The following is an 18,749-nucleotide window of genomic DNA, read 5'->3' as shown; positions in this document are numbered from 1 at the left end:
CTTTCATTTTTTTACAGGTTGGTTATGCATCCATTTACCCGACGCAATGCGATACTCTCGATGGCGGCGTTTGGCTGTGCGGGTCGGGCCTTCGCATCGGATGAGCCCATTCTGCTGCGCGACCTCTATAACAAGGATCGCAGCTTTTCCGAACTCGCCGAAGGTCTTAAAGGTCAGCGGATCACGGTTGAAGGGTTCATGGCGCCGCCTTTGCGCGCGGAAAGCAAGTTCTTTGTGCTGACACGGCGTCCGATGTCGGTTTGTCCGTTCTGCAGCAGCGCCGCTGACTGGCCGACCGATATCGTCGCTATCTATACCAAACGGCTTGTGAAGGTGCTTGCGTTCAATATTCCAATCGGTGTCACCGGCGTGTTGGAACTTGGGACGCATCGTGACGAGGATCTGGGGTTTGTCAGTCGCGTGCGGCTGGTTGATGCGGTTTATGAACGGGTATGAGCCTGCCGCTGGATGTGCGCGAACTGAGCGTCAGCGCCAAGGGCAGGGTGCTGCTGACAATCCCGCGGTTGGAACTGGCCGCCGGCAGCCTGACGGCGATCCGGGGGCCATCCGGCGCAGGAAAAACAACTGCTCTTCACGCTCTGGCCGGGCTGGTGCCTGCGAAGGGGCAGCTTTCCTGGGGGCGGTATGATCTCACCCGGCTCTCACAGTCGCAACGCACACAGTTCCGGCGCGAAAATCTGGGAATGATCTTTCAGGATTTCCTGCTTTTCGAGGAACTTTCAGGTCGGGAAAATGCGCTGATCTCAACCGCATTCCGTCCCGAGCGTGCCGTTCTGGCGGCGCGGGTTGACCGGATGATGCAGGAAATGGGCATCGCCGGTCTATCTGCACGCAGGGCAGATTTGCTTTCAGGTGGCGAAAGGCAGCGCATCGCGGTCGTACGTGCGCTTGCGCATGACCCGCCGGTTTTGCTGGCGGATGAGCCAACGGCGAGCCTTGATCGCGCCGCAGCGGACCGGCTGATTGAGGACCTGAGCAATCAAGCGCGGCGCGATGGGAGGACTGTCGTCGTGGTCAGCCATGACGAGAACGTCTGGTCTGCAATGGATCAGGTGCTGACAATCCGTGACGGAAGGCTGCACGCAGCATGATCGGCGATTTCTGGATCTCACTGCCATCTTTGGCGCAGGATTTGATTTTGGCATTGGCTATCCTTGCCCCGTCGCTGCTTCTGGGGTTCGTCATATGCAGGGGCTTGGCGCTGTTGACGATTTTGCGCAGCCTTCTGGTCCGCTATCGATGGACGAATCTGGCATTTATCCTGCTAGTTGCATTGTCGGTCGGGATCGGCGCAGGGCTGATCGCGCAAGAACTTGGGCTAAGGCAGGCAACGGCGCGTGTTGCGGAAAAATTCGACCTTGTCGTCACCGCACCCGGCGATGAAGTCTCGATGCTGCTTTCCACGGTTTATCTGCAGCCAACCGCTGCTCCGCTTCTGGGTGGCGACGATTGGAAGTCCTTGACTGCGGCAGTTCGTGAGGTTGATGGCGCGGTGATAGCACCCATTGCCTATGGCGACAGTTGGCAGGGTCACGGCATCGTCGGAACCACGGCCGAATTTGTGACCCATCTGTCAGGCGAGCTTGCTGAGGGCGGGATGTTTTCGACGCATGAACAGGTGGTGGTAGGTGCGCGAGTCCCACTGAAGATCGGCGATGAGATCTCACCCGCGCATGGCACGGGTGAAGCGGCAGAACACGACGCACATGCTGGCGAGCACCTTACGGTTGTCGGGCGGATGGCCCCGACTGGCAGCCCTTGGGACGACGCCATTGTGACCGCGATCGAATCTGTGTGGCTGACCCACGGCTTGGGCAATGGGCACAGCGATGCAGAGGACGAAACACTCGGACCGCCATTTGATCCGGAGTTCTTTCCGGGAACCCCTGCGGCGCTGATCAGCACGCCGGATCTGGCGGCCGCATATGGCCTTCAGTCGGCTTTCTCGACTGACCGGACAATGGCATTCTTCCCCGGTGCTGTACTGGCCCGACTGCATGGACTTCTCGGCAGTATTCGGGAAGTCATGTCGGTTCTGTCGATTGTCACACAGGTTCTTGTTGCGGCGGCGGTTCTGACCGGCCTGATCATCCTGTCGCGTTTGTTCGCGCGACGGCTGGCACTTTTGCAGGCACTCGGCGCCCCGGCTCGGATGATATTTGCGCTGCTATGGTCCTACGCCGCCATTCTGCTGGGTCTGGGATCGTTGCTTGGTCTGGCGGTTGCCATCATAGCTGTCAGGGCTATGTCGGCCGTGCTTTCCGCGCGGTCAGGTCTGCTGATCGAGCCACATCTGGGCTGGGCTGAACTTCATCTTGTTGCCGCTTGCTTCTCGCTTTCGATGCTTGTCGCGCTGCTGCCTGCGGCGCTAGCGTTGCGCCGCCCCGTGACACAAGAGCTGCGCGGGTAAGCAAGCCTATTCCGGATCAAAGCTGAACAGCGCGACCGAGCGTTCCAGTTCGTTCACAGCAAGATTGCGATTGATCGGCGCCTGAGCACGCGACGCGCAATTCTGCCTTTCACAGAGGTAGCAATTCAGGCCGATATCCGTTGGCTCTGTCCGCTCTGGATCGGCGCTGTCAGCGTAGATCAGCCTTGGCGCAAAGGCGACATCGCAGCCAAGCCCAACGGCCAGCCTGGGAGCCGGATCGGTATAACTGCCGCCCGCGCGCGTGACAGTTCGCGCGATGGAATAGTAACGCGCGCCCTCTGGCATCCGTATCAATTGCGTCGTGACCTTGCCCGGAGTCTCGAACGCGCTGTGAATATTCCAAAGTGGGCAGGTTCCACCAAAGCGCGAGAAGGGGAAGCGTCCGGCGCTGAAGCGTTTCGACACGTTCCCGGCTCGGTCCACGCGTACGAAGAAGAAAGGTATCCCCCGCGCTTCCTGTCGCTGCAATGTCGTCATGCGGTGGGCCGTTTGTTCGAAGCTGGTGCCAAAACGGTGGCCGACAACGTCGATATCATAACGCTCTGTCTCACATGCGGCGAGGAAGGGACCATAGGGCATCAGCATCGCGGCGGCGAAATAATTCGACAGGCTGACGCGGGCCAGACTGCGCGTCGCGTCGCCATCAAACGCATTGCCCATCACCTCATCAATCAGGTCCTGATAGTCCAGCCTTGCGATGAGGACGGCGATCTGAAAGCGGCGGCTTGCGACGTCCAGCCGTTCGGACAGCAATAACTCTTTGCGGTGGGGGTCATACCGGCGCAGCGTTCCCGCCATGACAGAGGCAGGAAGCCTGCGAACCCGGATGTTATGCGCGGCAAGCAGGCCATTCAGGCGCACGCCGGATTCGTCGCGATGCAACCTGTGTTCTTCGGCCACGCCTTCGGCTACGCGGTCGAGTTCGTCTATATAGTTGCGGTTTTCGTAAAACCAGTCGTGGACCAGTTCGACCGGTTTGGCGACCTGTGCAAGAGCCTCGACCTTGTTGCGGTCGGTCAGGGGATTGGCCTCTACCTGGCCGCGCATGAGCACATCGCTCAGCCGGCCTTGCAGTTTGACCAGAGCAGATGCAATGCGCGGAGAGGCTTGCAGAACTGCTTCGATCTCGGCGCGGCCGACGCCCTCTGTCTCCAGCGAGGGGTCTTTGAGCACCGCTTCGAAATCGGCAGCAAGCTGCGAATCAGTTCCGGGTGCCAGCTCGGCCACATTGATGTCATAGACCTGCGCCAACCGCATCAGCAGCTTTGCCGAGGCGGGTCGCTGATCAGCTTCGATCAGCGTAATATAGCTTGCAGACACGCCAAGCTGGTCGGCCATCTGCGCCTGAGTGAGCCCCAGCGTGGTACGTAAAACCTTCAGCCGTTGGCCGATGATCAGCTTTTCGCTGCGCGGCGCCATGTTACAATCCTTACATTACAAAAGTAACTAATCTGACAAATGTGACATGATTACCCCATTTTTGTAAAGATATGCTGCACTTTGCGAATGACATTACTAGAGTGACAAATGTGAGAGGGCGGAATCGCCACCTGATTTGTAACGAAAGGCAGCGCAAATGCGGACACCTCAGATGCAGACGAAAGCGGAGTTTTCGTTCACTGCGTTTGGCGGTGGAAGCGACTGCCGTTCGGTCCCGGAATTTTCGCATTTGTCATGGAAGGAGTGATCATGACCAACCGTAAAACCTATGCCGAGCTTCGCGCCGATCTGGAGAAGCGCTATCCTTCAGGTCAAACCGCTGGCGGTGTCACCATCGACGACATCGTTCAGCTGAAGCTGCAGAACAGCTATGACACCCATCTGGACATCGCCCGCGACATGGCCGTCGTCATGCGCGAAGATATGGCCGCCTATGACGCAGATCCGACGCTGTCCACGCAATCGCTGGGTTGCTGGTCGGGCTTCCACGCCCAGCAGATGATCAAATCGGTCAAGCGCCTGCGTGGCACCACCAAGCGCGCCTATGTCTACCTGTCGGGCTGGATGGTCGCCGGTCTGCGCAACACCTGGGGCCACCTGCCGGACCAGTCGATGCACGAAAAGACTGCCGTCGCCGATCTGATCCGCGAGATCTATGTCTCGCTGCGTCAGGCCGATGAAGTCGCCATTAACGACCTGTTCAAGGAACTGAAAGCTGCGGGCAATGACGAAGCGCGTAATGCCGTGATCGAGAAGATCGACAATTTCGAATCGCATGTCGTCCCGATCATCGCCGATATCGACGCCGGTTTCGGCAACGAGCACGCGACCTATCTGCTGGCGAAAGAGCTGATCCAGGCCGGTGCCTGCTGCCTTCAGATCGAAAACCAGGTCTCGGACGCCAAGCAATGCGGCCACCAGGACGGCAAGGTTACCGTGCCGCGCGAGGACTTCATCGAAAAGCTGCGCGCCTGCCGCCTGGCATTCGAGGAGCTGGGCGTCGATGACGGCGTGATCGTCGCGCGCACCGACAGCCTTGGCGCAGGTCTGACCCAGAAGGTTCCGGTCAGCCAGGAGCCGGGCGATCTGGCCGCAGAATACATCAAATGGCTGGATACCGAGGCGATCAGCGACCAGAACCCGGTCCGCGACGGTGAGCTTGCGATCATGCAGGATGGCGAATTCGTCAAGCCGAAGCGCCTGCCGAACGGTCTGTTCCCGTTCAAGAAGGGCTCGGGCCGGGCGCGTGTTGTCGAAGACTGCATCGCCAACCTGACGCAGGGCGGCGCCGACATGCTCTGGATCGAAACCGACACGCCGAACGTGGCCGAAATCGCCGGTATGGTGAACGAAGTCCGCGAGGCGGTTCCGAATGCCAAGCTGGTCTATAACAACTCGCCCTCGTTCAACTGGACGCTGAACCTGCGCAAGCAGGTCCGGGATGAGTGGATCAATGACGGCAAGATCCAGGCCAGCGATTACCCGGAAGGGAATGAGCTGATGAAGGCGGAATTCGATGCCTCGGAACTGGGTCAGGAAGCCGATGCGCGTCTGCAGCGCTTCCAGCACGACATCTCGACCCAGGCTGGCGTGTTCCACAACCTGATCACCCTGCCGACCTTCCACCTGACCGCGAAATCGGTGGACGAGCTGTCGCGCGGCTACTTCGGCGACGACAAGATGCTGGCCTATGTCAAAACCGTTCAGCGCGAGGAAATCCGTCGCGGTATCTCGGCGGTCAAGCACCAGCACGAGGTCGGTTCGGACCTTGGCGACACGTTCAAGGAAATGGTCGGCGGCGACCGTGCGCTGAAAGCGGGCGGCCACGCAAACACGATGAACCAGTTCGCAGCCGAATAAGGCGCTGTAAACTTCCGGTCCCCGCGGCTAATGTGGCGGGGACCCCTTAAAGGAGGAGCGAGACATGAACGCAGACACCGAATTCCAGCGAATCGACCTTCCCGAAGGTGACCGCGAAACCCGCGCAATCCACCGTGTGGCCGAGGCCGTCCACCGCCTGAATGACGCGGTTCAGCGCGCCGTGAACGAAGGCGTTTCGGTCGAGGTGATCCGCGTGTCCCGCTTTCACAACGGTGCAGGCGCATGGGGCGATCAGGTCGTGCCCACGATCCGTGGTACCGGCGACAAATCGGACGATGCCAAAGACTGACATCTGACCACACTTCGAAAAGGGCGGGCCGATTGGTCCGCCCTTTTTCGTCTGATTCCGTGCGTAGTCGTAACCAGTGCGCGCTATGAATGCCCGACGGCTTTGCCTGACGCTTAATCCAACGCCGGCGGGTCTTCCGGCCACGCGGGGCCGGGGATGCCGCGCTGACTTTCAAGCTCTTCAAGCCGACCCTCTGCCGCTTCCAGATAGTCGCGCGTGACCGGCACGGAATCTACCCGATGCGCCAGTTGCAGCTGGTAGACGACCATCCCGCCTTCGCGAAAGGATGCTTCGCTGCCGGCGAGATAGAATTCCCACATGCGGCAGAATGCTTCGTCGTAGATCTCCTTTGCCGCTTCACGCCGCGCCATGAAATTCTTGCGCCATGCTTTCAGCGTCTCGGCATAGTGCAGCCGCAGCACCTCAATATCGGTGACGACAAGGCCCGATTTCTCGACCGAGCGCATGATTTCCGACAGGGCCGGAATATACCCGCCCGGGAAGATATAGCGTTGCAGGAAAGGGTTTGTTGCGCCGGGGGGATCGGCGCGACCGATTGTGTGTAGCAGCATGATCCCGTCATGCCGAAGCATCTCGGCGCTTTTGTGGAAAAAAGTGTCGAAGTGGTTGATGCCGACATGTTCGAACATGCCAACAGAAACAATGCGATCGAAATCTGCCTCGATTTCCCGATAATCCTGAATGCGGAAATCGACGCGTTCGGTCAGGCTCTCTGACGCGGCCCTTCGCTGTGCGACGGCCAATTGTTCGTCCGACAAGGTCACGCCCGTGAGATTCGCACCCGCCACCCGCGCAAGATAAAGGCCCATTCCGCCCCAGCCGCAGCCGATATCCAGCACCTCGCACCCGTCCGACAGATCCAGTTTTGCCGCGATGTGACGCTTTTTCAGAAGCTGGGCCTCCGCCAAAGGCGTGTCGGGCGTTGGAAAGTAGGCGCAGGAATACTGCATGTCTGGATCAAGAAACAGGCGATACAGTTCTGCCGACAGATCATAGTGGCGCTGCACGTTACCGCGCGATTTCGGCAAAGTGTTGATTTGATGCAGGCGGCGGGCAACGATCCGCAGCCGCTCAAACGCCTTCATCCACATGGCCGGCATCAATCCACGCCCGGCATTGGCATAGCCCAGCATGATGAAATCGTAGATCGAACCTTCAAGCAGGTCGATCTCTCCTTCCATATAATATTCGCCTACTTTCAAGGCGGGGTCTGTCGCAGTCCCGCGTTCGGCGCGGGCAGTGTTGAAGCGAACCTTCACGGGCGCGCCCGTTCCGTCGCCCAGGACCAATTCTTCGCCAGAGCTGCTGATGACGGTCAGGCTGCCCTTGGTCATATATTTTTCAAGAAACGAGCGTAATAATGCGTTCATGCCTCACCGTTACCTTGATGCGTCAAGCTTGGTGGAAGCGGCCGGGCCTCAGTCAGTTGCTGGCACCGCTGGCCGCCGGGGTCGGACGATAATCGGTTCAGAGTTTCATCTCTGACGGATGCTTCAAGACAAAACGCGACCTGCGCTGTGCAGGAAATACGGTTTGTTTGCTAATTGGTCACAGTTGCAACCTGTCAGGTGACGCTCTGACCGCAAAAACGACTTCCCCTTTTTTTTCGGGCAATATTGCGATAGGTAGCCCGCTTGATCCCTCGCATTTGCAAGGCTGCCGCCATGTCGGAACAAATCGAACGCCCTGTCCTGACCCCGCCTAAAGGCGAGAAAAAAGTGCTGCTGCATTCCTGCTGCGCCCCCTGTTCGGGAGAGGTGATGGAGGCGATGACGGCATCGGGGATCGACTATACGATCTTTTTTTATAACCCGAACATCCATCCCCATAAGGAATACCTTCTGCGCAAGGATGAAAACATCCGCTTCGCTGAACAGCACGATGTTCCATTCGTCGATGCGGATTATGACAGCGACAACTGGTTCGCCCGCGCCAAAGGGATGGAGTGGGAGCCAGAGCGGGGAATCCGCTGCACCATGTGTTTCGACATGCGGTTTGAGCGCACGGCGCTTTATGCGCATGAGCACGGCTTTCCTGTCATGACCTCCAGCCTGGGGATTTCCCGCTGGAAGGACATGAAGCAGATCAATGGCTGCGGCGAACGTGCGGTAAAGCCCTATGACGGGCTCGACTATTGGGATTTCAACTGGCGCAAGGGCGGCGGCGCGAACCGCATGATTGAAATATCGAAGCGCGAAGAATTCTACATGCAGGAATATTGTGGTTGTGTTTACAGCCTGCGTGATACCAACCGCCATCGGCGAGAGGTCGGGCGTGGTCCGATTGAAATCGGGACGATGTTCTACGGCAAGGACGACGCGTCGAACGAATAGGGCGCGAAGCTGGTGCGGCCGGGTGTCGCCCTGACCGGCTGGCCGATCATGGGAAAGGCGCGTTGCGGGCAGGACGGTCTGTCGCATAGTTTGCAGCCGGGTCCTATGGGCGTTGCGGCCTCTGGGCCCAGCAGGTCCAGACCCTCTGCATAGACCAGACGATCTGCATGGGCGACGTCGCATCCCAATGCGATGGCGAAGCTTTTTACCGGCGCGCCAAACCTGCCGCCGCCATGCTGGACGGTTCGGGCGACCCAAAGATAGCGCCTGCCATCCGGCATTTGGGCGACCTGGCGCAAGACCTCGCCGGGTCGGGAGAATGCATCATAGATCGTCCAGAGCGGGCAGGATCCGCCAAAACGAGAGAAGTGAAAATCCGTCGCGGATTGTCTTTTTGAAATATTGCCGGCGCGATCGACGCGTATGAAGAAGAATGGCACCCCGGTAGCGCCTTGCCGTTGCAGGGTGGAAAGCCGGTGACAGGTCGTCTCAAACCCGACACCAAAGCGGTGTGAAAGCAGTTCGATATCGTATCGCGCGGCCTCGGCTGCTGCCAGGAATTCGCCATAGGGCAGGATCAGCGCGCCGGCATAATAGTTCGCAAGCCCGATGCGCAGCAAAGTCTGGTCCTCTTCCGAGAGGCCGGATTCGGCGCAAAGGCGATCGATGGTTTTCGCTTCCTCCAGCAATGCCAGCTGTGTGCCCATCTGAAAGGCTTGCTGCGAATCCGTTAAGTGTGAAGACACATGCAGAACACGGGCATTCGCATCGAAATTGCGAAGGGAGTCCGTTCCGTTGCGCTGTTCGACCCGAATGCCGTGCCGATCTGATAGATAGGTTGTCAGCGCATCGGCGCGGGTGTTGATCGGCAGCAGCGTCCCAAGCGGTTCCGCCGCCCGGTCGAGTTCGGCGATGTAATTGCGGCGGCTGTAGAAATAATCGCGCACGGCCTCGAACGCGGTCGGCGCGATTGGGGTGCCCGGTTGTCCGGAAACCTGTTCCGCCAACAGATCGGCCCGTTCGGTCGCAGAGCGCAACCGTCGCCGCATATCCAGAATAAGCTTTGCAAGCGCCGGCGAGTTGTCCGCGAAATCATGAAGCTCGGCGAGGCTTGGCGCCGCGCCCTGATCTGCAAGCGCCGCCCGCAACCGAGAAGCAAGCCGACCGTCACCGGCATCGTGAAAAGGCTGCGCCTCGGCCCCGAACGAATCATCCAGCTTCTGCAGGACCGCGCGGCTTAGCGGACGCTGGTTCCGCTCTATCTGGTTAAGGTAGCTGGGCGACAGTCCCAGAAGCTTGGCAAGGGCGGCTTGTGTCATGCCATGCGTCTCGCGCAGACGGCGCAACTGGCCGCCCTGATAGGTATTTCGCATTCGGACCTTCGCAATCTTCGCAGCGTGAAGCGGGTGGCTTTGCAACTCTGTACAACTTCAACCTTTACTGGCTGTCACGCAATGTGGGAAGCTGCCCGTGCAATTTTTGCGAAGGCTCCCGCGTGACCGGCAAAGGTCCGCCGCCAGCCCTTGCCTTACAGGAGGTCCCCGATGAACACCCACGAAGTCCGCACCTATAAGTCAGCCGAAAAGCTTGACCGTGATGATCAGCTTGCGTGGAAAATCGCCGAGGTGGCCGCCGATGATGTGGCTGTCGACGACGACGTGACCGAGATGATCATCAACCGCATCATCGACAATGCCTCGGTCGCGGCGGCGTCAGTGGCCCGCCGTCCGGTTGCCTCGGCCCGTGCGCAGGCGATGGCGCATCCCTATACCCCCGGCGCGACCGTATTCGGCGTCGACAGCGGCACGACGATTTCTCCGGAATGGGCAGCCTATGCAAATGGCGTGGCGGTGCGGGAACTTGATTTCCACGACACCTATCTGGCAGCCGATTATTCGCATCCCGGTGACAACATCCCGCCGATCCTTGCTGTCGCACAGCATACCGGAAAATCGGGCGCCGATCTGATCCGGGGTCTTGCGACGGGCTATGAAATTCAGGTCGATCTGGTCACCGGCATCTGCCTGCATGAACACAAGATCGACCATATCGCCCATCTCGGCCCGTCAGCCGCAGCCGGTATCGGCACGCTTCTGGGGCTGCCGACCGAGGTGATTTATCAGGCCGTGCAACAGGCCCTGCATGTCACCACCACCACCCGCCAGTCGCGCAAGGGCGAGATTTCGTCCTGGAAAGCCTATGCCCCCGCCTTTGCTGGCAAAATGGCGATTGAGGCTGTGGACCGCGTGATGCGCGGCGAAGGCGCGCCGTCCCCGGCATGGGAAGGCGAAGACGGCTTTATCGCCTATCTGCTGTCCGGTCCCGGCACGATCTATAACGTGCCGCTGCCGGGTAAGGGTGAGGCCAAGCGGGCCATTCTGGACACCTATACCAAGGAACACTCGGCGGAATACCAGTCCCAGGCGCTGATCGACCTGGCCCGCCGGATGGGGCCGAAGGTGGGCGATCTGTCCAAGGTTGACAACATCGTCATCCATACCAGCCACCACACCCATTATGTGATCGGCACCGGTGCGAATGACCCGCAGAAGATGGACCCGAAGGCCAGCCGCGAAACGCTGGACCATTCCATCATGTATATCTTTGCCGTCGCGCTTGAAGATGGCGGCTGGCATCACGAAAAATCCTATGCGCCGGAACGCGCGAACCGCCCGGAAACCGTCGAATTGTGGCACAAGATCACCACGACGGAAGACAAGGAATGGACGCGCCGCTATCATTCCAAGGACCCGAAGGAAAAAGCCTTCGGGGGCCGCGTCGTCATCACCATGAAGGATGGCAGCGTGATCGAGGATGAGCTTGCCCTTGCCGACGCCCACCCGGATGGTGCCCGGCCCTTTGTGCGTGAAAACTACAAGAACAAGTTCCTGACGCTGTCCGAGGGCATCCTGTCCGGGGCGGAACAGACCCGCTTCCTGCAGGCTGCGGAAGCGCTGCGCGATCTGAAGGCGGGCGATCTGGCGGCGCTGAACTTTGTGGTAGAGGCTGGAAAGCTGGGCGACCCGCGTCCGACAGGGATATTCGACTACAAGAAATAAGGGAGGAAGAGATGGCCAAGAAAGCCAAGAAATCCGTGGCCCTTTCGGGGGTCGAGGCTGGCAATACTGCGCTTTGCACCGTGGGCGAAACCGGCAACGACCTTCACTATCGCGGCTATGATATTCTCGATATCGCGGAAGCCGCGACATTCGAAGAAATCGCGCATCTGCTGGTCCACGGCGAGCTGCCCACCAAAGCGCAGCTTTCAGCCTATGAGGCCAAGCTGATGCGGCTGCGCGGTCTGCCTGCCTCTGTCAAGGTGGTGCTGGAACAGCTTCCCGCCTCGTCGCACCCGATGGATGTCATGCGGACGGGCGTTTCGGCGCTTGGTTGCGCACTGCCAGAGGCGCATGATCACAACGCAGCCGGTGCGCGGGACATTATCGACCGGCTGATGGCGTCTTTAGGCTCGATGCTACTCTATTGGTATCATTACAGCCATAACGGCCGCCGCATCGAAGTGGAGGGGGATGAGACCAGCATCGCCGAACATTTCCTTCGGTTGCTGCATGGCAAGACGCCATCTGACACGCAGGTCAGGGCGATGCAGACCTCGCTGATCCTGTATGCAGAACATGAGTTCAACGCATCGACCTTCACGGGCCGCATGGTCGCAGGCACAGGTTCGGACATGTATTCCGCAATCACCGCTGCGATTGGCGCACTGCGTGGGCCGAAACATGGCGGCGCGAATGAAGTCGCGTTGGAAATCCAGTCGCGCTATTCGACGCCCGATGAGGCGGCAGAGGATATCCGCAAACGTGTCGCTGAAAAGCAGATCGTGATCGGCTTCGGCCATCCGGTCTATACCGTCGCCGACCCGCGGAACGAAGTCATCAAGCGCGTCGCCAGACAGCTTTCGGATGAGGCCGGCGATACGCGGATGTTCGACATTGCCGAGCGGATCGAGACCGTTATGGACGAGGAACGTAAGATGTTCCCCAATCTCGACTGGTTCAGCGCGGTGTCCTATTACCAGATGGGCGTGCCGACGGCGATGTTCACGCCCTTGTTCGTGATCTCGCGAACCTCTGGCTGGGGTGCGCATGTGATCGAACAGAGAGAGGACGGCAAGATCATCCGACCCTCGGCGCATTACACCGGGCCAGAAAACCGCGAGTTCGTGCCACTGACGAAGCGGGGCTGACTATCTTGCTAAGGCAGCCGGACGCCCGGTTGCCGCTGGCGCGACTGCCGGGCATAACTTTATCGCTTCAGGCGACCAGATAAGGAAACAGAAAATGCCATATCTCATCGGGGCCGAATATCCCGACCGTCCGGCGGGCGAACGCTTTCAGGAATTGCTGGACGCGCCCGGCATTCTACGCCTTCCGGGTGCACATAACGGTCAGTCGGCGCTACAGGCAAAGGCGGCGGGGTTTGACGCACTGTATCTTTCGGGTGCGGCGATGACTGCGTCGATGGGGCTGCCGGATCTGGGGATCATCACGGTCGATGAGGTTGCGTTCTTCATCCGCCAGATAGCGCGCGCCAGCCAACTGCCGCTGCTGGTCGATGGTGATACCGGCTATGGCGAGGCGCTGAACGTCATGCATATGGTCCGCACGTTCGAAGATGCGGGCGCAGGCGCAGTGCATCTGGAGGACCAGCTTCTGCCGAAGAAGTGCGGCCACCTGAACGACAAGAAACTGGCCCGCGCCGAAGACATGGCCGCCAAGGTCGCCGCAGCCGCCAAGGCGCGTCGCCATCTGCGCATCATTGCCCGAACCGATGCGGCTGCAAGCGAGGGGATCGAAGGCGCTGTGGCGCGGGCAAAGATGTATGTCGAGGCCGGGGCCGATGCGATTTTTCCCGAGGCGCTGACCTCGGTCGAGATGTTCAAGGAAGTTCGTGCCGCGTTGCCCGGCGTCAGGCTTCTGGCCAACATGACAGAGTTCGGAAGGACCCCGGCGCTTACGGCGCAGGAATTTGAGGATCTTGGCTATGATATGGTGATCTGGCCGGTGTCCTCGCTCCGCGTCGCGAACAAGGCGCAGGAAAAGCTGTATGCAACGCTGGCCCGCGATGGTGCGACAACGGCAATGCTGGACGAGATGCAGACCCGGCAGGAGCTGTACGATACCATCGGGCTGAACGAGTTCGAGGCGCTTGATGCCTCTATCGCCGCGTCCATTGCGCCGGACTGGCGGGCTTGATCCAGCTGATGTGAATGGCTGTCGCCCTTACGGAACTAGGGCGGCGACCATGTCCACTCGTAACTGACCGATTGCCTGTTCGGCCCGTCTTATGTCGCGCATCCTCGCCTTAAGACACCCCATCAAAGTGGCGTCTCGCCAAGCATAACAAGATCGTTTCTGGCCCTGCCGCCATCCGGAATTCCGGCAGGGTAGGAACTGCCTTGTGGCGGGGCGGCCATCAACTCACGCAACGCCTCTTCATTTATTTGCGGTATTTCGGAATCGGGATGAGACCGCATTGTCCTTCGGTCACGGGGAAGGGTCACAGCCCGCGCCTTGGGCCCAAACAGCGGACCTCGCCCCCCATTGATAAGGCTGTGGCCATCGACGAGCAGCGTTGCACGAGCATCGGCAAGCGTCGCAAGCGAACCGGGCATCCCGGTGCGCCCAGTTCCCTGCGGCGCCCCCAGCAGCATCCGCCCATCGGGTTGCCTTGCGCGACGCGGGCCGCGCGGACTCGGCTGCCCCGATGGGTGAATTACGGATGTGAAACGGTTGTAGGTTTCCGGCTGCCCCCAAGCACCCGTCAGGCCGGTTGCTTGCAGGCCTGCCCGAAATGTGTCGAATCTCGCCAGATAGCGCTTGGCATGTGCGGGCGTTCGGGAATGAAACGCACCGGCAGCGCTGCGCCAATCGCCCATCTCCAGTTTCAATTGTCCGACGAAGCGCGCGGCGTAGCGGGCATTGCTCAGGGGATCGAACATTTCGTCAAGCGACCCGAAATGCATCCCATGCCAGCGGTAGTTGAGTTGGAAGCAGCCGATATCCAGGTTTCGTTTTCCGCCCGAAACTGCGGCTTCTGCGTAAGACAGCGCGCTTGACGCGTCGTCGAACCAACTGCCCGTGCCGGCATCATTGACGCTCCACGGCCATGGTCTTGTGACGCCCTTCCGGTTGCGGCCTGTCTCTGTCAGTGTCAGCGCAGCAAGGATATCCGGAGGGACGCCACTTTCCACCGCCGCTTGTTGCGCTGCCCACTCGCAAAGTGCCGATGGATCGCGCTCAACCGCGCATGCCAGTCCGGGTAAAACTATCAGCGAAATCGCCAGCAAGAATCGCATGGTGCCGAAGCTAGTTTGAAAATCTTAAGCGCGGGTCAATCTGCGGCTGTCGTCGCCGGAATTCCGCCACTTAGGCTGGCGCAGAGGGTTCCAGTGCTTATAAGGGGCTGGAATGATTGGAGGATCGTCATCGATGTCACAGGACATTCTTTGCCTTGGGGAGCCATTGCTTGAGTTTAACCAACAGGCTGATGGATGCTATCTTTCGGGACATGGTGGTGACACGTCGAACTGCGCAATTGCAGCGGCGCGGCAAGGCGCCAAGGTTGGCTATATTACGACTATCGGTGCGGATACGTTCGGCGATTCCTTCATGCAGCTTTGGAAGGCAGAAGGGGTCGATACCTCGACGGTCAGGCAAGTCGACGACGCCCATACAGGCGTCTATTTCGTCACGCACGGGCCCGAGGGACATGAGTTCAGCTATCTCCGCGCGGGCTCTGCCAGCAGCAGGATGCGCCCGGAAGACCTGCCGTTTGACACGTTGGGCACGACCAAGATCCTGCATGTTTCAGGCATCAGTCAGGCCATCTCTGACAGCGCTGCAGACGCCGTATTTGCGGCAATCGAGGCGGTCCGTTCGGCGGGCGGCAAGGTTTCCTATGATACCAACCTGCGCTTGAAGCTTTGGCCGCTGGAGCGTGCACGCGCCGTGACCCATGCCGCCATGTCGCGCTGCCATATCGCGTTGCCGGGACTTGATGACGCCCGGCAGCTGACCGGCCTGACCCAACCCGACGCGATTGTTGATTTTTACCTTTCGCTCGGCGCGGAAATCGTTGCGTTGACGCTCGGTGCTGATGGAACGCTGGTGGCGACCGCTGATGAGCGGCGCAAGATCAGCGGGCGCAAGGTAAAGGCAGTAGATGCGACGGCGGCGGGCGATACATTTGACGGCGCATTCCTTGCACGGATAGCCGCAGGCGACACGCCGTTCCAGGCCGCGCGATACGCGAACGCGGCGGCGGCGCTGACGACGCAGGGCTATGGGGCTGTCGGCCCGATGCCGCGTCGCGCGGCTGTCGAGGCATTTCTGGCGACGGAATAGTCCGCGCCTACGTTACGTCCCCACAGGCGCTGCCGTTGACATGGCCCATCCAGCTTCATATTTCTGGTTTATTCTCAGGGCGGGGCGAAACTCCCCACCGGCGGTGAAAGCCCGCGAGCGCTGCTCTTCGGAGCAGGTCAGCAGATCCGGTGAAATTCCGGGGCCGACGGTTAAAGTCCGGATGGTAGAGAATGGGACGAACGGGGCTGGCCCCGCGCGTTTCTGACGCTCTGGGATCTTGTCATGTGGAAAGGAACCAGAGCTGTGACAAAATCCCCAAAATTCGCCTTCATCAAGGCTGGCTGGCATGCAGATATCGTCAATCAGGCGTTAGAGGGCTTCCGCGCGCGTCTGGCCGAACTGGACCAGAGCGCCGAGGTCGAGGTTTTCGACGTTCCCGGTGCTTTCGAAATGCCGTTGTTGGCGCAAAAGCTGGCAGCGACCGGGGCTTATGATGCGGTTGCCGCTGCCGCATTGGTCGTCGATGGCGGCATTTACCGCCACGATTTCGTCGCACAGGCGGTCGTTTCCGGCTTGATGGAGGCCGGGCTTAAAACCGGCGTGCCGGTGCTGTCGGTTTCGCTGACGCCGCACCATTTCCAGCCGACTGCTGAGCATATTGGTTTCTTTAGCGACCACTTTTTGAAGAAGGGCCGTGAGGCGGCGGATGCCGCGATTGCTGCGGCAACGACTCACGCGTCGCTGCGGCCCTCGGTTCAGGCTGCCGCCTGATCGGCCGCCATGCCTGCGCCTGTAGAAAGCCAGGCGATGGTGACTCTGCCATCGGGCTTTGCTACAGGCGCTGACATGCAAACGTCGTCCAACATACCAACTGATCACGTCCGCGATTCGGCGCGGCTTTCGGTTGCGCCGATGATGGACTGGGCATATTTTATTTTAATAACAGTACTTTATCTGGTCTCGTGTGCAGTTGATGTTCACGTCCTAATGGTAAAATATCGTGCTCTGGCGAGCTGCGGCGCAACTTGCGTGTCGGCTTTTGAGATGACTGGACGGGTTGGCATTGCCGATAATCACTTGTGGGTCGCGCTGCCGCAATTCTGTGCCTACGATCTCTTCCAATGTGGCGTTCTCGTGGTCAGGTAGCCCCGATAGCGGGACCGGTCGCGCCTATGCCTTGGAGCAACCGTTGAGGATCGGACGGTCTACGGCCTCGTGATGAAACGCACAGGACCTATGGCCTTCGAGAGCATCGGGCTGCGTGGTTTTGCCCGCCCGCCGTGTGGCCTAACAACTAGAAACAAAGGCCCATCCGAAAGGGCTTCCTCTGTCAGTCGCCCTACAAACCGCTTGAACATGCTGCCCCCGAGTCTTCGGCAACTGAATCTATTCTAATCGACTGATCGGAGGTCGAAGACCCGCTAATTGAAGCTTTGAATATCGCGATCTGGAAGATGAACGAAGGAGGCGGGCACTTCCCCTGGGGCCGAGCCTGGCGTCTCAGCCGACCACTTCAAGCAAGGGATTCCCTCGGCAACGTCCCTTGTGAGAGTTCGAGATTGGCGGGGTGTTCCGTGACGGGTTGAGGGTCGGGGGAGTGGCCTCCGGCGCCCGTCGCGGAGAATATTCCGATGGCCAGACAGACCCGCGCTGCACGCGGCGGTGCGCGCAGCAACCTTTATGACGATATCACCGACAAGATCATCGCCGAGCTGGAGGCGGGGCGGCTACCCTGGGTCCAGCCTTGGGGGACGGCGGCGGCGAAGGCGCCACTGGCGATGCCAAGGAATGCGGCGACCACCCGGCAGTATTCCGGGATCAACGTGCTGATTCTTTGGGGCGCGGTGGTGCAGCATGGCTATCCGACGCAGGCGTGGCTGACCTTCCGCCAGGCGCTGGCGCTTGGCGGCAATGTCCGCAAGGGCGAGCGCGGCACGACGGTCGTCTATGCAGACCGTTTCACGCCCGAAGAGGAAAGGCGCCGCGCCCGCGAGACTGGAGAGGAACCGGGGCGCATCCCCTTCCTGAAACGCTTCATTGTCTTCAACGCCGCCCAATGCCAAGGTTTACCTGAGGACATCGCCGCCCAGGCCCCGCCACCGCCGCCCGGCATGATCGAACCAAGGGTCGAGGCGCTGATCAAAGCCATCGACATCGATTTCCGCATCGGCGGCAATAGGGCTTTCTATGTTCCTGCACATGACTATGTGCAGGTGCCACCGCCGCAGGCTTATTTCGAGCCGATCAACTGGCACCGGACAGCGCTGCATGAGCTGGGTCATGCCTCGGGCCATGCGTCTCGTTTGGGTCGTGATCTCACCGGTGGCTTCGGCACAAAGACATACGCCTTCGAAGAATTGGTTGCCGAGATGAACGCCGCCTTTTGCTGTGCGTCGCTCGGTATCGTGCCGACCTTCCGCCATGCCGACTATATCGGATCCTGGCTGGAGGTGCTCAGCAAAGACAATCGCGCCATTGTCCGCGCCGCGTCGCAAGCCAGCAAGGCGGCGAATTGGCTGCTGGAGCATCTGCCCGAAGCGGATGGCGAGACGGCTAACGTCGGCGCTGACGGGAGGGCAGCCGCATGATCCTCCTGACATCCCAACACCGTGACCGCCTCCTCGCCAATGGCCGTGAACCCGACACCGACCACGTCCCGGTGGTGAAATTCTTCAATCCTTTCGGCGCGGGTGTGTGGCTCGCCACCGAACTGGATGCCGGGGGCGATGTCATGTTCGGCCTTGCCGATCTCGGCTATCCCGAATTGGGTTTCTGGTCCTTTGACGAATTGCGCTCCATCCGCTTGCCCTTCGGCATGGGGATCGAGCGGGACCTGCATTTCGCCAGCGACCTTCCGATTTCGATTTGGGCTGAGGCCGCACGGGAAACCGGCAGTATCCGGGGCGCTGAGCAGTTGCTTTATGCTCGCGCCGGTCAAAGGCCTTCCGATGAGAATATCGGAAGGCCCTGATCCTCAACCGCTGCCCCCGTGATCCGGCGCCGCT

17 protein-coding genes and 1 riboswitch are annotated in these 18,749 nt (G+C 60.0%); of the genes, 13 read left to right on the top strand and 4 right to left on the bottom strand.

Going from position 1 to position 18,749, the window contains the following annotated elements:
- The first annotated feature begins 24 nt into the window (after positions 1-24).
- Genes PAF20_RS13435 through PAF20_RS13425 form a run of 3 tightly spaced genes read left to right on the top strand, consistent with a single transcriptional unit; the run spans position 25 to position 2,431 of the window.
- Positions 25-456: a hypothetical protein gene (locus PAF20_RS13435; RefSeq protein WP_271071112.1), complete on the top strand. Its 432-nt coding sequence runs from the start codon at positions 25-27 to the stop codon at positions 454-456.
- On the top strand, positions 453-1,112 hold the full coding sequence (locus tag PAF20_RS13430; RefSeq protein WP_271071111.1) for an ABC transporter ATP-binding protein: 660 nt from the start codon (positions 453-455) through the stop codon (positions 1,110-1,112). The genes PAF20_RS13435 and PAF20_RS13430 overlap by 4 nt, the downstream gene beginning before the upstream one ends.
- Positions 1,109-2,431: an ABC transporter permease gene (locus PAF20_RS13425; protein WP_271071110.1), complete on the top strand. Its 1,323-nt coding sequence runs from the start codon at positions 1,109-1,111 to the stop codon at positions 2,429-2,431. Before PAF20_RS13430 ends, PAF20_RS13425 begins: the two co-directional genes overlap by 4 nt.
- Positions 2,432-2,437: 6 nt before the next feature.
- Here the strand turns inward: PAF20_RS13425 and PAF20_RS13420 are convergent, their stop codons facing one another.
- On the bottom strand, positions 2,438-3,871 hold the full coding sequence (locus PAF20_RS13420; RefSeq protein ID WP_271071109.1) for a helix-turn-helix domain-containing protein: 1,434 nt from the start codon (positions 3,869-3,871) through the stop codon (positions 2,438-2,440).
- Positions 3,872-4,141: 270 nt separating this feature from the next.
- Between PAF20_RS13420 and PAF20_RS13415 the strand changes: the two genes are divergently transcribed.
- Positions 4,142-5,752 carry an isocitrate lyase gene (locus PAF20_RS13415; protein WP_271071108.1) on the top strand — a complete coding sequence of 537 codons (1,611 nt, stop codon included), beginning with the start codon at positions 4,142-4,144 and terminating at the stop codon, positions 5,750-5,752.
- 64 nt (positions 5,753-5,816) lie between these two features.
- Positions 5,817-6,062: a hypothetical protein gene (locus PAF20_RS13410; RefSeq protein ID WP_271071107.1), complete on the top strand. Its 246-nt coding sequence runs from the start codon at positions 5,817-5,819 to the stop codon at positions 6,060-6,062.
- A gap of 113 nt (positions 6,063-6,175) precedes the next feature.
- Here PAF20_RS13410 and PAF20_RS13405 read toward each other — a convergent pair whose 3' ends face one another.
- Positions 6,176-7,453 carry a cyclopropane fatty acid synthase gene (locus PAF20_RS13405; protein WP_491899792.1) on the bottom strand — a complete coding sequence of 426 codons (1,278 nt, stop codon included), beginning with the start codon at positions 7,451-7,453 and terminating at the stop codon, positions 6,176-6,178.
- 294 nt (positions 7,454-7,747) lie between these two features.
- On the opposite strand from PAF20_RS13405, the gene PAF20_RS13400 reads away from it, so the two are divergent.
- Entirely contained in the window at positions 7,748-8,416 is a 669-nt protein-coding gene (locus PAF20_RS13400) for an epoxyqueuosine reductase QueH (protein ID WP_271071105.1), read from the top strand.
- Here the strand turns inward: PAF20_RS13400 and PAF20_RS13395 are convergent.
- Positions 8,386-9,789 (bottom strand): short-chain fatty acyl-CoA regulator family protein, encoded by a 1,404-nt coding sequence (locus tag PAF20_RS13395; RefSeq protein ID WP_271071104.1) that lies wholly within the window; start codon positions 9,787-9,789, stop codon positions 8,386-8,388. The two genes, PAF20_RS13400 and PAF20_RS13395, sit on opposite strands and share 31 nt — an antisense overlap.
- 171 nt (positions 9,790-9,960) lie before the next feature.
- On the opposite strand from PAF20_RS13395, the gene PAF20_RS13390 reads away from it, so the two are divergent.
- The 3 genes from PAF20_RS13390 (at position 9,961) to prpB (ending at position 13,632) form a co-directional block, all read left to right on the top strand.
- On the top strand, positions 9,961-11,475 hold the full coding sequence (locus PAF20_RS13390) for an MmgE/PrpD family protein (RefSeq protein WP_271071103.1): 1,515 nt from the start codon (positions 9,961-9,963) through the stop codon (positions 11,473-11,475).
- A gap of 11 nt (positions 11,476-11,486) precedes the next feature.
- Positions 11,487-12,623 (top strand): bifunctional 2-methylcitrate synthase/citrate synthase, encoded by a 1,137-nt coding sequence (gene prpC / locus PAF20_RS13385; protein WP_271071102.1) that lies wholly within the window; start codon positions 11,487-11,489, stop codon positions 12,621-12,623.
- 94 nt (positions 12,624-12,717) lie between these two features.
- On the top strand, positions 12,718-13,632 hold the full coding sequence (gene prpB / locus PAF20_RS13380; RefSeq protein WP_271071101.1) for a methylisocitrate lyase: 915 nt from the start codon (positions 12,718-12,720) through the stop codon (positions 13,630-13,632).
- Positions 13,633-13,754: 122 nt separating this feature from the next.
- Here prpB and PAF20_RS13375 read toward each other — a convergent pair whose 3' ends face one another.
- Positions 13,755-14,735, bottom strand: a complete 981-nt coding sequence (locus PAF20_RS13375) for a lysozyme family protein (RefSeq protein WP_271071100.1) — start codon at positions 14,733-14,735, stop codon at positions 13,755-13,757.
- Between the two features lie 133 nt (positions 14,736-14,868).
- On the opposite strand from PAF20_RS13375, the gene PAF20_RS13370 reads away from it, so the two are divergent.
- The 4 genes from PAF20_RS13370 to PAF20_RS13355 all read left to right on the top strand — a co-directional run bounded on the left by PAF20_RS13370 (position 14,869) and on the right by PAF20_RS13355 (position 18,715).
- Positions 14,869-15,783, top strand: coding sequence for a sugar kinase (locus tag PAF20_RS13370; RefSeq protein WP_271071099.1), 915 nt, complete (start codon positions 14,869-14,871; stop codon positions 15,781-15,783).
- 66 nt (positions 15,784-15,849) lie between these two features.
- Positions 15,850-15,980: riboswitch (FMN riboswitch) on the top strand.
- A 67-nt stretch (positions 15,981-16,047) separates the two neighbouring features.
- A complete protein-coding gene (locus tag PAF20_RS13365; protein ID WP_271071098.1) occupies positions 16,048-16,515 on the top strand; it encodes a 6,7-dimethyl-8-ribityllumazine synthase in 468 nt (155 codons plus the stop codon).
- A gap of 860 nt (positions 16,516-17,375) precedes the next feature.
- Entirely contained in the window at positions 17,376-18,332 is a 957-nt protein-coding gene (locus tag PAF20_RS13360; protein ID WP_271071097.1) for an ArdC family protein, read from the top strand.
- Positions 18,329-18,715: a DUF2958 domain-containing protein gene (locus PAF20_RS13355; protein WP_271071096.1), complete on the top strand. Its 387-nt coding sequence runs from the start codon at positions 18,329-18,331 to the stop codon at positions 18,713-18,715. The genes PAF20_RS13360 and PAF20_RS13355 overlap by 4 nt, the downstream gene beginning before the upstream one ends.
- Positions 18,716-18,749 lie beyond the last annotated feature (34 nt).

Origin of the sequence: Paracoccus albus (assembly GCF_027913035.1) — a bacterium.
GTDB lineage: Bacteria > Pseudomonadota > Alphaproteobacteria > Rhodobacterales > Rhodobacteraceae > Paracoccus > Paracoccus albus.
Note: the sequence above shows the minus strand (reverse complement) of the source record. Positions and strands in the feature narration are given on the sequence as shown.

What these genes read in the sequence shown, in the direction of transcription:
- PAF20_RS13435 (WP_271071112.1), top strand. Translation starts at nt 25, where the DNA reads ATGCATCCATTTACCCGACGCAATGCGATACTCTCGATGGCGGCGTTT.
- PAF20_RS13430 (WP_271071111.1), top strand. Translation starts at nt 453, where the DNA reads ATGAGCCTGCCGCTGGATGTGCGCGAACTGAGCGTCAGCGCCAAGGGC.
- PAF20_RS13425 (WP_271071110.1), top strand. Translation starts at nt 1,109, where the DNA reads ATGATCGGCGATTTCTGGATCTCACTGCCATCTTTGGCGCAGGATTTG.
- PAF20_RS13420 (WP_271071109.1), bottom strand. Translation starts at nt 3,871, where the DNA reads ATGGCGCCGCGCAGCGAAAAGCTGATCATCGGCCAACGGCTGAAGGTT.
- PAF20_RS13415 (WP_271071108.1), top strand. Translation starts at nt 4,142, where the DNA reads ATGACCAACCGTAAAACCTATGCCGAGCTTCGCGCCGATCTGGAGAAG.
- PAF20_RS13410 (WP_271071107.1), top strand. Translation starts at nt 5,817, where the DNA reads ATGAACGCAGACACCGAATTCCAGCGAATCGACCTTCCCGAAGGTGAC.
- PAF20_RS13405 (WP_491899792.1), bottom strand. Translation starts at nt 7,453, where the DNA reads ATGAACGCATTATTACGCTCGTTTCTTGAAAAATATATGACCAAGGGC.
- PAF20_RS13400 (WP_271071105.1), top strand. Translation starts at nt 7,748, where the DNA reads ATGTCGGAACAAATCGAACGCCCTGTCCTGACCCCGCCTAAAGGCGAG.
- PAF20_RS13395 (WP_271071104.1), bottom strand. Translation starts at nt 9,789, where the DNA reads ATGCGAAATACCTATCAGGGCGGCCAGTTGCGCCGTCTGCGCGAGACG.
- PAF20_RS13390 (WP_271071103.1), top strand. Translation starts at nt 9,961, where the DNA reads ATGAACACCCACGAAGTCCGCACCTATAAGTCAGCCGAAAAGCTTGAC.
- prpC (WP_271071102.1), top strand. Translation starts at nt 11,487, where the DNA reads ATGGCCAAGAAAGCCAAGAAATCCGTGGCCCTTTCGGGGGTCGAGGCT.
- prpB (WP_271071101.1), top strand. Translation starts at nt 12,718, where the DNA reads ATGCCATATCTCATCGGGGCCGAATATCCCGACCGTCCGGCGGGCGAA.
- PAF20_RS13375 (WP_271071100.1), bottom strand. Translation starts at nt 14,735, where the DNA reads ATGCGATTCTTGCTGGCGATTTCGCTGATAGTTTTACCCGGACTGGCA.
- PAF20_RS13370 (WP_271071099.1), top strand. Translation starts at nt 14,869, where the DNA reads ATGTCACAGGACATTCTTTGCCTTGGGGAGCCATTGCTTGAGTTTAAC.
- PAF20_RS13360 (WP_271071097.1), top strand. Translation starts at nt 17,376, where the DNA reads ATGGCCAGACAGACCCGCGCTGCACGCGGCGGTGCGCGCAGCAACCTT.
- PAF20_RS13355 (WP_271071096.1), top strand. Translation starts at nt 18,329, where the DNA reads ATGATCCTCCTGACATCCCAACACCGTGACCGCCTCCTCGCCAATGGC.